The organism is Pseudomonas sp. PAMC 29040, assembly GCF_003994535.1.
GTDB lineage: Bacteria > Pseudomonadota > Gammaproteobacteria > Pseudomonadales > Pseudomonadaceae > Aquipseudomonas > Aquipseudomonas paraversuta.
The window spans coordinates 1-15,183 of record NZ_RZAA01000014.1 but is presented as its reverse complement, the minus strand read 5'-3'; the positions used below and the strand labels follow the sequence as shown (position 1 = coordinate 15,183).

Sequence of the window (15,183 nt, the reverse complement as noted above, 5' to 3'; positions counted from 1 at the left end):
TTAGGGGTACAAGAGTCTAAAGAGGATCTTGTCCCCAGTCAAGGCAAGGCCCCGACCTTCCCACTCATCTAACCAAGACAAAATGTCTCGATTCGATGAACGGAACGACCGGGGCCTACCTTTCAATCAGCTCAGAACTCAGTTACCGCTCGAGTTCAGTGCTTCGGTCAGTGCAGCTTCCACTTCACTGGCGCTTACGCGCAACGGTTTGTCAGCCTCACGACGACGCTTGCGCTCGCTGTGGTATGCCAGACCGGTACCAGCCGGGATCAAACGACCCACGACCACGTTTTCTTTCAGGCCGCGCAGGTAATCGCGCTTGCCGGTTACCGCTGCTTCGGTCAGTACGCGGGTGGTCTCTTGGAAAGAGGCCGCGGAGATGAACGATTCAGTCGACAACGACGCCTTGGTGATACCCAACAGAACGCGAGTGAACTTGGACACGAACTTGTCTTCGTTGCCCAGGCGCTCGTTCTCGACCAGTACATGCGTCAACTCCATCTGGTCGCCCTTGATGAAGGTGGAATCGCCAGACTCGGCAATCTCAACTTTACGCAGCATCTGACGCAGAATGGTCTCGATGTGCTTGTCGTTGATTTTTACGCCTTGCAGACGGTAAACGTCTTGAATTTCGTTAACGATGTACTTGGCCAACGCACTCACACCCAGCAAACGCAGGATGTCGTGTGGATCGCTCGGACCGTCGGAGATAACTTCGCCGCGGTTCACTTGTTCGCCTTCGAAGACGTTCAGGTGACGCCACTTTGGAATCAGCTCTTCGTACGGATCAGTACCGTCGTTCGGAGTAATGACCAGACGGCGCTTGCCCTTGGTCTCTTTACCGAACGCGATGGTGCCGCTGACTTCAGCCAGAATCGAGGCTTCTTTCGGACGACGGGCTTCGAACAAGTCAGCAACCCGTGGCAGACCACCGGTGATGTCTCGAGTTTTCGAAGTTTCTTGCGGAATACGAGCGATAACGTCACCGATCGCGATTTCCGCACCATCCGCTACACCGACCAGGGCGTTCGCCGGCAGGAAGTACTGAGCCGGTACGTCGGTACCTGGCAACAGCAGATCCTTGCCATCAACACCAACCATCTTGACGGCTGGACGGATGTCCTTGCCGGCAGCTGGACGGTCTTTGGCATCAAGTACTTCAATGTTGGTCATACCGGTCAATTCGTCAGTCTGACGCTTGATCGTGATGCCTTCTTCCATGCCCACGTAGGTCACGGTACCTTTCATTTCGGTAACGATTGGGTGAGTGTGCGGATCCCACTTGGCTACGATAGAGCCAGCGTCGACCTTGTCACCTTCTTTAACCGAAATCACGGCACCGTACGGCAGCTTGTAGCGCTCGCGCTCACGACCGTAGTCATCAGCGATTGCCAGCTCACCGGAACGGGATACTGCTACCAGGCAACCATCTACCCGCTCAACGTGCTTCAGGTTGTGCAGACGGACAGTACCGCCATTCTTCACCTGAACGCTGTCAGCAGCAGAGGTCCGGCTTGCCGCACCACCGATGTGGAACGTACGCATGGTCAGCTGTGTACCCGGCTCACCGATCGACTGGGCAGCGATTACGCCGACAGCTTCACCGATGTTCACCTGGTGACCACGGGCCAGATCGCGACCGTAGCACTTGGCACAGATACCGAAGCGGGTTTCGCAGCTGATTGGCGAGCGTACGATTACTTCGTCGATGCTGTTCAGCTCGATGAATTCAACCCACTTCTCGTCGACCAGGGTGCCAGCAGGAACGATGATTTCATCGGTACCCGGCTTGAATACGTCACGGGCGATTACTCGACCCAGTACGCGTTCACCCAACGGCTCAACAACGTCACCGCCTTCAATGTGCGGAGTCATCAGCAGACCGTGTTCGGTCCCGCAGTCGACTTCAGTCACAACCAGATCCTGCGCAACGTCTACCAGACGACGCGTCAAGTAACCGGAGTTAGCAGTTTTCAAGGCGGTATCCGCCAGACCCTTACGAGCACCGTGAGTAGAGATGAAGTACTGAAGTACGCTCAAACCTTCACGGAAGTTCGCAGTAATCGGCGTTTCGATGATGGAGCCATCCGGCTTGGCCATCAGACCACGCATACCGGCCAGCTGACGGATCTGCGCTGCAGAACCCCGCGCGCCGGAGTCGGCCATCATGTACATCGAGTTGAACGACTCTTGCTCAACCTCAACGCCGTGACGGTCAATAACCTTCTCTTTCGAGAGGTTCGACATCATTGCCTTGGAGACTTCGTCGTTAGCTTTCGACCAAAGGTCGATTACTTTGTTGTACTTCTCGCCCTGTGTTACCAGGCCCGAGGCGTACTGACTTTCGATCTCTTTCACTTCATCGGTTGCAGCCGCGATGATGCGGGCTTTTTCATCCGGGATAACGAAGTCGTTAACACCGATGGAAACGCCGGAAATGGTCGAGTAAGCAAAACCGGTGTACATCAACTGGTCAGCGAAAATCACGGTCTCTTTCAAACCAACCACGCGGTAGCACTGGTTGATCAGCTTGGAGATCGCCTTTTTCTTCATCGGCAGGTTGACGACATCGTACGACAGACCTTTTGGCACAACCTGGTACAACAAGGCACGGCCGACAGTGGTGTCGACAATACGAACGTTGCTCACGCTGCCGCCGTCACGGTCGTTGACGGTTTCGTGGATACGCACTTTGACCTTGGCGTGCAGTGCGGCTTCGCCGGCACGGAACACACGGTCAACTTCCTGCAGATCCGCGAACACACGACCTTCGCCTTTGGCGTTGATCGCTTCACGCGTCATGTAGTACAGACCCAATACAACGTCCTGCGACGGAACGATGATTGGCTCACCGTTGGCTGGCGACAGAATGTTGTTGGTCGACATCATCAACGCACGCGCTTCCAGCTGAGCTTCCAGCGTCAGCGGTACGTGCACGGCCATTTGGTCGCCGTCGAAGTCGGCGTTGTACGCAGCACAGACCAACGGGTGCAGCTGGATAGCCTTACCTTCGATCAGTACCGGTTCAAACGCCTGGATACCCAGACGGTGAAGGGTCGGTGCACGGTTGAGGAGAACCGGGTGTTCGCGAATGACTTCTGCGAGAACGTCCCAAACCTCTGGCAATTCGCGCTCAACCATTTTCTTGGCGGCTTTGATGGTGGTCGCGAGACCGCGCATTTCAAGCTTGCCGAAGATGAACGGCTTGAACAGCTCGAGAGCCATTTTTTTCGGCAGACCGCACTGGTGCAGACGCAGGGTCGGACCTACGGTAATTACCGAACGACCCGAGTAGTCAACACGCTTACCGAGCAAGTTCTGACGGAAACGACCCTGCTTACCCTTGATCATGTCAGCCAGGGATTTCAGAGGACGCTTGTTGGAACCGGTGATAGCGCGGCCACGACGGCCGTTGTCGAGCAATGCGTCGACCGCTTCTTGCAACATACGCTTTTCGTTACGCACGATGATGTCCGGAGCGGACAGATCAAGCAGGCGCTTCAAGCGGTTGTTACGGTTGATCACTCGACGATACAGATCGTTGAGGTCGGAAGTCGCGAAACGACCACCATCCAGCGGAACCAAAGGACGCAGATCTGGCGGCAGAACCGGCAGAACGGTCAGTACCATCCACTCCGGAAGGTTGCCGGAGCCCAGGAAGGCTTCCATCAACTTCAGGCGCTTGGACAGTTTCTTGATTTTGGTTTCGGAGTTGGTTTGCGGAATCTCTTCGCGCAGACGGCCAATCTCGTGTTCCAGATCGATAGCGTGCAGCAGTTCACGGACAGCTTCAGCACCCATACGGGCATCAAAGTCGTCGCCGAACTCTTCCAGCGCTTCGAAGTACTGCTCATCGTTCAGCAGCTGACCTTTTTCCAGAGTGGTCATGCCCGGATCGATAACGACATAGCTCTCGAAGTAGAGAACGCGTTCGATATCACGCAGGGTCATGTCCATCAGCAAGCCGATACGGGACGGCAGCGATTTCAGGAACCAGATGTGAGCAACCGGCGATGCCAGTTCAATGTGAGCCATGCGCTCGCGACGGACCTTGGCCAGTGCGACTTCAACGCCACACTTCTCACAGATCACACCGCGGTGCTTCAAGCGCTTGTACTTACCGCACAGGCACTCGTAATCCTTAACCGGGCCAAAGATTTTGGCGCAGAACAGGCCGTCACGCTCAGGCTTGAACGTACGGTAGTTGATGGTTTCCGGCTTTTTAACTTCACCGAACGACCACGAACGGATCATCTCAGGCGATGCCAATCCAATACGGATGGCGTCGAACTCTTCGACTTGACCCTGGTTTTTCAGCAAATTCAGTAGGTCTTTCAAGGCCTTTCCTCCTGGCGGAGCAGAGAGCGGGCAATACCGCCCCACTCTCGATTCACGTCACGTGTTATTCGGTTTCCAGATCGATATCGATGCCGAGGGAACGAATTTCTTTGATCAACACGTTAAAGGACTCGGGCATGCCCGGCTCCATACGGTGATCGCCGTCCACGATGTTTTTGTACATCTTGGTACGACCGTTCACATCATCCGACTTCACTGTGAGCATTTCTTGCAGAGTGTATGCCGCGCCGTAAGCTTCCAGCGCCCAAACCTCCATCTCCCCGAAACGCTGACCACCGAACTGTGCCTTACCACCCAGCGGCTGCTGGGTAACCAAGCTGTAAGAACCGGTAGAACGAGCGTGCATCTTGTCGTCTACCAAGTGGTTCAGCTTCAGCATGTACATGTAGCCAACAGTAACCGGACGTTCAAACTGGTTGCCGGTACGGCCGTCAGTCAGCGTCATCTGGCCGCTGTCCGGCAGATCTGCCAGGCGCAACATTGCCTTGATTTCGCTTTCCTTGGCACCGTCGAACACCGGGGTAGCCATCGGCACACCGCCACGAAGGTTCTTCGCCAGGTCCAGGATTTCCTGGTCGGAGAAGTCATCCAGGCTTTCTTGACGACCGCCAATCTCGTTGTAGATCTCATGCAGGAACTTGCGCAGGTCAGCAACCTTGCGCTGCTCTTCAATCATGAGGTTGATCTTCTCGCCCAAACCTTTGGCTGCGAGGCCCAGGTGAGTTTCGAGAATCTGACCAACGTTCATACGCGAAGGTACGCCCAACGGGTTGAGGACCACATCCACCGGGGTGCCATTGGCATCGTACGGCATGTCTTCAACCGGCATGATCACGGAGACCACACCTTTGTTACCGTGACGACCAGCCATCTTGTCACCCGGCTGGATGCGACGACGGATTGCCAGGTAAACCTTGACGATTTTCAGCACGCCCGGAGCCAGGTCATCGCCCTGCTGCAGTTTGCGCTTCTTGTCTTCGAACTTGTCGTCCAGCAGACGACGGCGATCGATGATGTAAGCCTGGGCTTTTTCAAGCTGCTCGTTCAGAGCATCTTCAGCCATGCGCAGTTTGAACCACTGACCATGCTCAAGACCGTCCAGGACCTCATTGGTGATTTCCTGGCCTTTCTTCAGACCGGCTCCACCTTCGGCAATACGGCCGACCAGTGCAGAGCGCAGACGTTCGAAAGTGGCGCCTTCAACGATGCGGAACTCTTCGTTCAGATCCTTGCGGATCTCGTCCAGCTGGGTCTTCTCGATGGACAGTGCACGAGCATCACGCTCAACGCCGTCGCGAGTGAAGACCTGCACGTCGATGACAGTACCTTTGGTACCGGTAGGTACACGCAGGGAGGTGTCTTTAACGTCGCTGGCTTTTTCACCGAAGATTGCACGCAACAGCTTCTCTTCCGGAGTCAGCTGGGTCTCGCCTTTCGGAGTGACCTTACCTACCAGAATGTCGCCCGCGCCAACTTCAGCACCAACGTAAACGATACCGGCTTCGTCCAGTTTGTTCAGTGCAGCTTCACCCACGTTCGGGATGTCTGCAGTGATCTCTTCAGGCCCAAGCTTGGTGTCACGTGCCACACAGGTCAGTTCCTGGATGTGGATCGTGGTGAAGCGATCTTCTTGAACAACCCGTTCCGACAAGCAGATGGAGTCTTCGAAGTTGTAACCGTTCCAGGCCATGAACGCGATGCGCATGTTCTGACCCAGAGCCAGCTCACCCATATCGGTGGACGGACCGTCGGCCATGATGTCGCTGCGCTGCACTCGATCACCCTTGCGAACCAGCGGACGCTGGTTAATGCAGGTGTTCTGGTTGGAGCGGGTGTATTTGGTCAGGTTGTAGATGTCGACACCGGCTTCGCCAGTTTCTACTTCGTCATCTGCAACACGTACCACGATACGGCTTGCATCAACGGAGTCGATCACGCCACCACGACGAGCCACGACGCAAACGCCGGAGTCACGGGCTACGTTACGCTCCATGCCGGTACCAACCAGCGGCTTGTCAGCGCGCAGGGTAGGTACAGCTTGACGCTGCATGTTCGAACCCATCAACGCACGGTTGGCGTCATCGTGCTCGAGGAACGGAATCAACGACGCTGCAACCGACACAACCTGCTTCGGCGAAACGTCCATCAGGGTGACGTCTTCCGGCGCCTTGACGGTGAATTCGTTCAAGTGACGAACAGCTACCAGCTCGTCGATCAGGACTTTCTTGTCGTTCATCGTGGCCGAGGCCTGAGCGATCACGTGATCAGCTTCTTCGATGGCGGACAGGAATACGATCTCGTCGGTGACCAGAGCGTCTTTCACCACGCGGTACGGGCTCTCAAGGAAGCCGTACTGGTTGGTGCGCGCATAGGCGGCCAGGGAGTTGATCAGACCGATGTTCGGACCTTCCGGCGTTTCAATCGGGCATACACGACCGTAGTGAGTCGGGTGTACGTCACGAACTTCAAAGCCTGCACGCTCACGCGTCAGACCGCCCGGGCCCAGTGCAGATACACGGCGCTTGTGGGTGATCTCGGACAGCGGGTTGTTCTGGTCCATGAACTGCGAGAGCTGGCTGGAACCGAAGAACTCTTTCACCGCCGCAGCCACTGGCTTGGCGTTGATCAGGTCTTGCGGCATCAGGCCTTCGCTTTCAGCCATCGACAGACGCTCTTTGACCGCGCGTTCAACACGCACCAGGCCAACGCGGAACTGGTTTTCAGCCATTTCGCCTACACAGCGAACACGACGGTTACCCAGGTGGTCGATGTCATCGACGATGCCTTTACCGTTACGGATGTCGACCAGAGTCTTCAGTACCGCGACGATGTCTTCTTTGCACAACACGCCCGAACCTTCGATCTCGGTACGACCGATACGACGGTTGAACTTCATCCGGCCGACCGCAGACAGGTCATAGCGCTCAGGGCTGAAGAACAGGTTGTTGAACAGAGTCTCGGCAGCGTCTTTGGTTGGCGGCTCGCCTGGACGCATCATGCGATAGATCTCGACCAGCGCTTCCAATTGGTTGCTGGTGGAGTCGATCTTCAGAGTGTCGGAGACGAACGGACCGCAGTCGATATCGTTGGTGTACAACGTTTCGATACGAACAACCTGGCTCTTGGCGACTTTCGCCAGAATCTCGGTGGTCAGCTCGGTGTTGCACTCAGCAATGATTTCGCCGGTAGCCGGATGCACGATAGCCTTGGCCGTTGTGCGACCCAGGACATAGTCCAGAGGCATAACGAGCTCTTTGATACCGGCTTTTTCCAGCTGGTTGATGTGACGAGCAGTAATACGACGACCTTGCTCGACAATCACCTTGCCTTTGTCATCGGTAATATCGATGGCCGCAATTTCACCGCGCAGGCGATGAGGTACCAGTTCCAGGCTGATGCTTTCGCCCTGAACGTGGAATACGTTGGTGGTGTAGAACGCGTCCAGCACCTGCTCAGTCGTATAACCCAGCGCGCGCAGCAGTACCGATGCAGGCAGCTTGCGACGACGGTCAATACGGACGAACACGCAGTCTTTCGGATCGAACTCGAAGTCCAACCACGAACCGCGGTAAGGAATGATACGCGCGGAATAAAGCAGTTTACCGGAGCTGTGCGTCTTGCCGCGGTCGTGGTCAAAGAACACGCCCGGGGAACGGTGCAACTGGGAAACGATTACACGCTCGGTACCATTGATTACAAAGGTACCGTTTTCAGTCATCAGGGGGATTTCACCCATGTAGACTTCTTGCTCTTTGATGTCCTTGATCGCTTTGTTCGACGATTCTTTGTCGAAAATGATCAAACGAACTTTTACCCGCAAAGGTACGGCGTAAGTTACACCGCGCAACACGCATTCTTTAACATCAAATGCCGGCTCGCCCAAGCGATAACCGACGTACTCCAGCGCAGCATTGCCGGAGTAGCTGATGATCGGGAAAACGGATTTGAAGGCCGCATGCAGGCCCACGTCGCGGAACTGATCTTTAGTCGCTCCCGCCTGCAAGAATTCACGATACGAATCCAGCTGGATTGCCAAGAGATACGGCACATCCATGACGTCCGGCAACTTGCTAAAGTCCTTGCGGATACGTTTTTTCTCAGTATATGAGTAAGCCATCAGCGTTCCCCAGCTTGGTCACCTGCTTGTTTGGCCTCTCCCGACGGGAGCAGCCAGAAAATCGTGCAAACCCCTTGGTTTGCTCCACCGCACAGGGTGGTTACAGCACGTTAGAGGCGCCGACCCAGTCGGCAGCCAATAACGGAAAAAGGCCGGTGGCAAGAGCCACCAGCCATCAGCCTTCTGCTTAACGCTTGGGCTGGAGACGCAAGGTCGAGGCTTACTTCAGCTCGACTTTAGCGCCTGCTTCTTCCAAGGCAGCCTTGGCTTTGTCAGCTGCGTCTTTCGCAACAGCTTCCAGAACAACGCTAGGAGCGCTGTCTACTACTGCCTTGGCTTCTTTCAAGCCCAGACCAGTCAGCTCGCGAACAGCCTTGATCACGTTAACTTTCTTCTCGCCAGCTTCCAGCAGCATGACGTTGAATTCAGTTTGCTCTTCAACAACAGCAGCGGCAGCAGCAGGACCAGCAGAAGCAGCAGCAGCGGAAACGCCGAATGCTTCTTCCATTGCCTTGATCAGCTCAACGATTTCCAGAACGGATTTCGAACCGATTGCGTCGATGATTTCTTGAGTAGTCAGAGACATGACTATAAATTCCTGTATTGGGGTGACAGCCTAGGCGGCTATCGAAATAAACAATAAACGCTGAAAGGAGTAGCTCAGCCTTAGGCTGCAGCAGCTTCTTTCTGGTCGCGAAGTGCCGCCAGAGTACGAGCCAATTTGCTGGTAGCGCCTTGAATCACGCTCATCAGCTGAGAAATTGCTTCGTCACGGGTCGGCAGACTTGCCAGTACGTCGATCTGATTAGCTGCGAGGAACTTGCCCTCGAACGCAGCTGCCTTGATCTCGAACTTATCCTGACCTTTAGCGAACTCTTTGAACAAACGGGCAGCAGCACCTGGATGTTCGTTGGAGAATGCGATCAAGGTCGGGCCGGTGAACACGTCGTTGAGAACACTGTAGTCAGTGTCAGCAACAGCGCGCTTGAGCAGGGTGTTACGTACAACACGTACGTAAACGCCAGCTTCACGAGCCTCTTTACGGAGTCCGGTCATAGCGCCTACTGTCACGCCGCGGGCATCAGCCACAACAGCAGACAGGGCAACTTTGGCAGCCTCGTTGACTTCAGCGACGATGGCCTTCTTGTCTTCGAGTTTAATTGCCACGGGTTTAACTCCTGCTTGTTACCGTTTCATCTGGCCTGAGCCGGATGTCGTTTTGGTGTCTGATTCGGTAAGGAACCGGGAGCACCATCTGCGTAGGCTTGAGGTTTAAGGCTTTCGCCGCCTACGGTCTTGGATAGCCCCCGCCAGGCAGGGACCCCAATCTTTCATTGGCGCGGCAAGCCACGCCAATTTGTCTTACGCGTCCAGAGAACCCTGGTCGATGACCAGGCCCGGGCCCATAGTGGTGCTCAGGGTAACGCGCTTAACGTAAATACCTTTCGAGGAAGCTGGCTTGATACGCTTCAGATCAGCGATCAGGGCTTCAACGTTTTCCTTCAGCTTGACGGCATCAAAGCCGATCTTGCCAACGGAAGTGTGAATGATACCGTTTTTGTCAGTGCGATAACGAACCTGACCAGCTTTTGCGTTCTTAACCGCAGTAGCTACGTCTGGAGTTACAGTACCAACCTTAGGGTTAGGCATCAGACCACGTGGACCAAGGATCTGACCCAGCTGACCTACAACACGCATTGCGTCCGGGGATGCAATAACTACGTCATAGTTCAGGTCGCCGCCTTTCATTTCGGCAGCCAGGTCGTCCATACCAACGCGATCAGCGCCGGCAGCCAAAGCAGCTTCAGCAGCTGGACCCTGGGTGAACACAGCTACACGTACAGTCTTGCCAGTGCCGTGTGGCAGCACAGTAGCGCTACGAACAACCTGGTCAGATTTACGTGGGTCTACGCCCAGGTTAACAGCGATGTCAAAAGACTCGCTGAACTTGACAGTGGACAGCTCAGCCAGCAAAGCAGCAGCGTCTACAAAGTTGTAAGACTTGCCAGCTTCAATTTTACCGGCGATTGCCTTTTGACGCTTAGTCAGCTTAGCCATTACACACCCTCCACGTTAAGGCCCATGCTACGAGCAGAACCGGCGATGGTACGCACGGCTGCTTCCATATCAGCTGCAGTCAGATCCGCGTTTTTGGTTTTCGCGATTTCTTCCAGCTGAGCACGGGTAACAGTGCCAACCTTAACGGTGTTTGGACGAGCGGAACCGCTAGTCAAACCGGCAGCCTTCTTCAGCAGAACCGAAGCAGGAGTCGATTTGGTTTCGAATGTGAAGCTACGGTCGCTGTATACAGTGATGATCACTGGAGTCGGCAGGCCAGCTTCAATACCCTGAGTACGGGCGTTGAAAGCCTTGCAGAATTCCATGATGTTCACACCGTGTTGACCCAAAGCCGGGCCGACAGGTGGGCTTGGGTTGGCCTGAGCGGCCTTCACTTGCAGCTTGATGTAAGCGGTAATCTTCTTGGCCATGAGGCACTCCAATTACGGGTTCAGACGCCTAGAAAGGCTCCCCGGTTACTTGCGCGTTTATCCCAGTGACGACAAAACCCCACAGCCTAAGCCATGGGGTTGGGATTCGTGTTCAGCTAGACCTTTTCGACCTGGCTAAACTCTAGCTCTACCGGAGTAGAGCGACCGAAAATGAGCACTGCCACTTGGATGCGACTCTTTTCGTAGTTAACTTCTTCAACGGTGCCATTGAAATCAGCGAACGGGCCATCGGTGACACGAACAACTTCACCTGGCTCGAACAGTGTTTTCGGCTTGGGCTTGTCGCTACCATCAGCAACACGACGCAGAATTGCTTCTGCCTCTTTATCGGTGATTGGCGCCGGTTTATCGGCGGTACCACCAATGAAGCCCATTACGCGAGGGGTATCCTTGACCAAGTGCCAAGTCCCTTCGCTCATGTCCATTTGTACCAGCACATAGCCAGGGAAGAACTTGCGTTCGCTTTTGCGTTTCTGGCCATTACGCATTTCAACCACTTCTTCAGTGGGAACCAGAATTTCGCCGAAGCCTTCTTCCATGCCTGCCAGCTTAATACGCTCAATCAAAGAGCGCATAACATGCTTTTCGTAACCCGAATAAGCATGCACTACGTACCAACGCTTAGCCACGGGACACCCTTAGCCAACAATCAAGGAAACGAGCCAGCCGAGCAGGGAATCTAAACCCCACAACAGCAACGCCATAACTAGAACAACAGCCACCACGATCAACGTGGTCTGCGTAGTTTCTTGGCGAGTTGGCCATACGACTTTACGAATCTCAGTACGAGCTTCCTTCACCAAGACAGAGAACGACTTGCCTTTTGCCGTCTGCAAGCCCACATAGGCAGCAACAGCAGCAATCACAAGAAGTGCAATGACACGATACAGGATCGGCGAACCAGAATAATACTGATTCCCAACAACGCCAACCACCACAAGAGCAACCACTACAAGCCACTTGAGGAGATCGAAGCGAGAGCCTTGAACTTCAGCCTTGGGAGTCATCTAAGAGGATCCTGTGAAAAGAAAGCCAGACGCAATGAGCGAATCTGGCAGGTCAGGAGGGAATCGAACCCCCAACCTACGGTTTTGGAGACCGTCGCTCTGCCAATTGAGCTACTGACCTAAAACATTATCGAGCCGCGAATTATGCAGGCACGAGAGAGACTTTTCAACAACCAATGCAATTACTTTTGCCTCAAGCCTGGCAACACCAAACTTACGACCCTGTGAACAGCAGAATGCGAGCTGATCACAACAGTAACACCAACCAGAGCAGCGACACCCAAAACACCTGGCACCACCGGCAAACACTCCGGACAGGCTATGCACCTGTTAAAACAAAGGCAGATATTTTCATATCTGCCTTGTTATATGGAGCTCTTGAGCGGATTTGAACCGCTGACCTCACCCTTACCAAGGGTGTGCTCTACCAACTGAGCTACAAGAGCAAAACACATCGCAAAAACAGCAAGACTGGAGCGGGTGGCGGGAATCGAACCCGCATCATCAGCTTGGAAGGCTGAGGTTCTACCACTAAACTACACCCGCAAATCTTGCTATCCGAGCTTAAATATGGTGGAGGGGGAAGGATTCGAACCTTCGAAGTCGTAGACGTCAGATTTACAGTCTGATCCCTTTGGCCGCTCGGGAACCCCTCCTAAGCGAGGCAGAATTCTACATCATTCTACCCTTCTGTCAAGCGCTTTCTTCAAGTAATTCAGGAAGTTAGCAACTTGACTCACTTCACACTTCAAAGCCTGTTTGGCGTTCACTGTGGAGCGGGCGCCATTCTATGCAAAGATCAGGGTAGCTGCAAGCCCTCACAGTGCATTTTTTTGAGTTTTAACTCATTGAATTCATTAGCAAGGTTCTGCAACAGCATTTCATTGACCCTGGCGCTGCTCTCGGGATTGATTTGAATGGCATATCCAGCCAGATCCCCCGCAGCGACATCAGCTCTTTGCGTACGGATATCCATATCGGCGAGCCTGCGCTGGACCCTGTCCAGCTGATCCTCACTGGAGATATTCCCCAGGTAGATACACTCCGCACCCGCCCCAGGTGCAGCCTGGGGCTCAGCGACGGCTAACGAGGGGCGAGCCTCGCTGAGCAGACTGATACCCTGCTGACTCCCCTTGTACAACGACAATGAAACAACCTCCTTGGCCCTGACAGGCGCCTCTTGCTGATGCCATATGTAATAGAAAACATTCAGAACAACCAGCAACAGAAACAGCCAACGCATAAGAACCTCAGGAGAAGGGACAAGCTACAGCCAAGCCGACAAATACAAGATCCGGCACCAATCGGGCGCCCGGGACCATATCGCTCACCAGGCTAGCGTCACCTCCCGTGAGAAAAACCTCAAACTCTTGCCCCCAGTAATCACGCGCCAATTCCAACTGGGTCAAGACAAATCCCCGCATCATCAACAAGCAGCCGCGCTCTACGGCCTCAGCCGTTGTACGACCAGGAGCCCGTAAAAGCAGCGCCTGCTCGGCAGAAAAATCGTCATACCTGATTCGTCGTGTGTGCGTGCGCAGCTGATCACGCATCAAGGGCATTCCCGGGCAAATAAAGCCACCTAAATGGCTGCCATCTGGCGCGACAAAATCTGCCGTTACAGCGGTGCCAAAATCCAGGATCAGACACGCACCCTTTGCCAACTCATATCCACCGACGAGAGCAAGCCAACGATCCAGCCCCAAGCGGGAAAAATCTTCGTAACCATTGCTCACACCCGAAACGCTCCTGGCCGGCATGGCGCATGCAACCCCGACCCCGAAAGCCGAGGCTATGCCAGCTACCAGGCTGGCGGTCTCTTCATCGGTACGCACGCTGACCAGGCGACACTGGACGACATTCAATGCAGGAACAGCTCGCACCGAAGCTATCAGACCGATGTCGGAATCTACGACCCCTCCACCAGCGACTCTGCCACCATCGAGCACACGCCACTTTATAAAGCTGTTGCCGCAGTCCAGTTCAAGAATCATGGCGCAACCTCAGGCTAAGCTCGCCACCGCTAAACACCTTCTCCTCGCCCTCTACGCGCAAGCGAAGCGCACCCTGCTGATCAATACCCATGACCGTCCCATCCACCTGATGCACTCCAGCAATCAACGACACTTCACGCCCTTGCCACAAATGATTGCTCTCCCACTCTGCCTGGATCGCTGCAAACCCGGACGACTCATGGCGCTTAAGGTATGTGAGCAAACTCTGATTAAGGCTGGACACCAGCGAATTACGGTTTATGGCTTTGCCAGACTCCAGAAAAACCGAGGTCCATGCCTGATCCACCTCACTGGCGACCCGCATATTGGCATTGATACCAATACCAATCACCAGGTGACAGACATCGGCAGGATCACCCACCAGCTCAAGCAAAATTCCGGCGATCTTTTTATTACCGACCAACACGTCATTTGGCCACTTGAGCCCCGCCCTCTCGATACCCATTTCTCGAAGAGCACTCAAAACTGCCAAGCCGACCACCAGGCTGAGGCCTTCTAGCTGGCGCATGCCGCCGTCCATCCGCAGAACCAGACTGTAATAAATATTCTCTGCGAAAGGGCTGACCCACTTGCGCCCCCTACGTCCCCGCCCAGCAAGTTGACGCTCAGCCAGAATGACGAAGGGAGCAGTCTGACCGCGATCAATGGCGCGCAAGGACTCGGCATTCGTTGAGTCAAGGGATTCATGGATAGAGACTGGCCAGGGACCGGCAGCCATTTGTTCGTGCTCGAGCAGCTCGAGAGGAGCTGCCAGCTGGTAGCCACGACCACGAACCTTGTGAATCGACAAGTTCAATTCTGACTCCAGGTGCTGAAGCTGTTTCCACACAGCACTACGGCTGACGCCGAGCGCAGCTCCCAGCGCCTGCCCTGAATGAAATCGACCATCTTTGAGTAGTTTCAACAACGTCAGCATGCAAGTACCGCCTCACAATCAGGCACGCATAATAGCCATGAGCAGAGCTATTGCATAGAAAGCCCGAGAGTTGTCGCAAGCCAAAATCCACCTGTAGAAACGCTTTGTGCAGGCGTTGCACCGATGTTTTTTTCGGCACAAAAACAAACCCCCTGTCTGCGTGAGCAGACAGGGGGTTTGGAATTTAATCTTGACGATGACCTACTCTCACATGGGGAAACCCCACACTACCATCGGCGATGCATCGTTTCACTTCTGA

Annotated in this window: 11 protein-coding genes and 4 tRNA genes; all 15 read right to left on the bottom strand. The window is 54.5% G+C overall.

All coding sequences use genetic code 11. From position 1 onward, the window contains the following. Nucleotides 1–138 precede the first annotated feature (138 nt). A complete protein-coding gene (gene rpoC / locus WG29040_RS21480) occupies nt 139–4,338 on the bottom strand; it encodes a DNA-directed RNA polymerase subunit beta' (RefSeq protein WP_127196857.1) in 4,200 nt (1,399 codons plus the stop codon). A gap of 64 nt (nt 4,339–4,402) precedes the next feature. Further along, the gene (gene rpoB, locus WG29040_RS21475) at nt 4,403–8,476 is read right to left on the bottom strand and encodes a DNA-directed RNA polymerase subunit beta (RefSeq protein WP_003444388.1); all 4,074 of its coding nucleotides are present in this window, start codon (nt 8,474–8,476) and stop codon (nt 4,403–4,405) included. 220 nt (nt 8,477–8,696) lie between these two features. Continuing rightward, a complete protein-coding gene (gene rplL / locus WG29040_RS21470; RefSeq protein WP_003444390.1) occupies nt 8,697–9,062 on the bottom strand; it encodes a 50S ribosomal protein L7/L12 in 366 nt (121 codons plus the stop codon). A gap of 80 nt (nt 9,063–9,142) precedes the next feature. Next, on the bottom strand, nt 9,143–9,643 hold the full coding sequence (rplJ, locus tag WG29040_RS21465) for a 50S ribosomal protein L10 (protein WP_127196856.1): 501 nt from the start codon (nt 9,641–9,643) through the stop codon (nt 9,143–9,145). 195 nt (nt 9,644–9,838) lie between these two features. After that, complete coding sequence (gene rplA / locus WG29040_RS21460) at nt 9,839–10,534, bottom strand: 50S ribosomal protein L1 (RefSeq protein ID WP_003444394.1); 696 nt, start codon at nt 10,532–10,534, stop codon at nt 9,839–9,841. Then, on the bottom strand, nt 10,534–10,965 hold the full coding sequence (gene rplK / locus WG29040_RS21455; protein ID WP_003444395.1) for a 50S ribosomal protein L11: 432 nt from the start codon (nt 10,963–10,965) through the stop codon (nt 10,534–10,536). Before rplK ends, rplA begins: the two co-directional genes overlap by 1 nt. 116 nt (nt 10,966–11,081) lie before the next feature. Further along, a complete protein-coding gene (gene nusG, locus WG29040_RS21450) occupies nt 11,082–11,615 on the bottom strand; it encodes a transcription termination/antitermination protein NusG (RefSeq protein ID WP_003444397.1) in 534 nt (177 codons plus the stop codon). 9 nt (nt 11,616–11,624) lie between these two features. Further along, nucleotides 11,625–11,993 carry a preprotein translocase subunit SecE gene (secE, locus tag WG29040_RS21445; protein WP_003444399.1) on the bottom strand — a complete coding sequence of 123 codons (369 nt, stop codon included), beginning with the start codon at nt 11,991–11,993 and terminating at the stop codon, nt 11,625–11,627. 45 nt (nt 11,994–12,038) lie between these two features. Next, nucleotides 12,039–12,114, bottom strand: a tRNA-Trp gene (locus WG29040_RS21440). A 249-nt stretch (nt 12,115–12,363) separates the two neighbouring features. Further along, nucleotides 12,364–12,439 (bottom strand) — tRNA-Thr (locus WG29040_RS21435). Between the two features lie 26 nt (nt 12,440–12,465). Then, nucleotides 12,466–12,539 (bottom strand) — tRNA-Gly (locus tag WG29040_RS21430). A gap of 25 nt (nt 12,540–12,564) precedes the next feature. Further along, nucleotides 12,565–12,649 (bottom strand) — tRNA-Tyr (locus WG29040_RS21425). Between the two features lie 143 nt (nt 12,650–12,792). Beyond that, complete coding sequence (locus tag WG29040_RS21420; RefSeq protein ID WP_003444401.1) at nt 12,793–13,236, bottom strand: hypothetical protein; 444 nt, start codon at nt 13,234–13,236, stop codon at nt 12,793–12,795. Between the two features lie 7 nt (nt 13,237–13,243). Continuing rightward, nucleotides 13,244–13,987, bottom strand: a complete 744-nt coding sequence (locus tag WG29040_RS21415) for a pantothenate kinase (protein ID WP_127196855.1) — start codon at nt 13,985–13,987, stop codon at nt 13,244–13,246. After that, on the bottom strand, nt 13,977–14,924 hold the full coding sequence (gene birA / locus WG29040_RS21410) for a bifunctional biotin--[acetyl-CoA-carboxylase] ligase/biotin operon repressor BirA (RefSeq protein WP_010655447.1): 948 nt from the start codon (nt 14,922–14,924) through the stop codon (nt 13,977–13,979). The genes WG29040_RS21415 and birA overlap by 11 nt, the downstream gene beginning before the upstream one ends. Nucleotides 14,925–15,183: the final 259 nt, after the last annotated feature.

Bases quoted from the DNA above. Each gene is read 5' to 3' on its own strand.
- rpoB (WP_003444388.1), bottom strand. From the start codon at position 8,476: ATGGCTTACTCATATACTGAGAAAAAACGTATCCGCAAGGACTTTAGC.
- rplL (WP_003444390.1), bottom strand. From the start codon at position 9,062: ATGTCTCTGACTACTCAAGAAATCATCGACGCAATCGGTTCGAAATCC.
- rplA (WP_003444394.1), bottom strand. From the start codon at position 10,534: ATGGCTAAGCTGACTAAGCGTCAAAAGGCAATCGCCGGTAAAATTGAA.
- rplK (WP_003444395.1), bottom strand. From the start codon at position 10,965: ATGGCCAAGAAGATTACCGCTTACATCAAGCTGCAAGTGAAGGCCGCT.
- secE (WP_003444399.1), bottom strand. From the start codon at position 11,993: ATGACTCCCAAGGCTGAAGTTCAAGGCTCTCGCTTCGATCTCCTCAAG.
- WG29040_RS21420 (WP_003444401.1), bottom strand. From the start codon at position 13,236: ATGCGTTGGCTGTTTCTGTTGCTGGTTGTTCTGAATGTTTTCTATTAC.
- WG29040_RS21415 (WP_127196855.1), bottom strand. From the start codon at position 13,987: ATGATTCTTGAACTGGACTGCGGCAACAGCTTTATAAAGTGGCGTGTG.
- birA (WP_010655447.1), bottom strand. From the start codon at position 14,924: ATGCTGACGTTGTTGAAACTACTCAAAGATGGTCGATTTCATTCAGGG.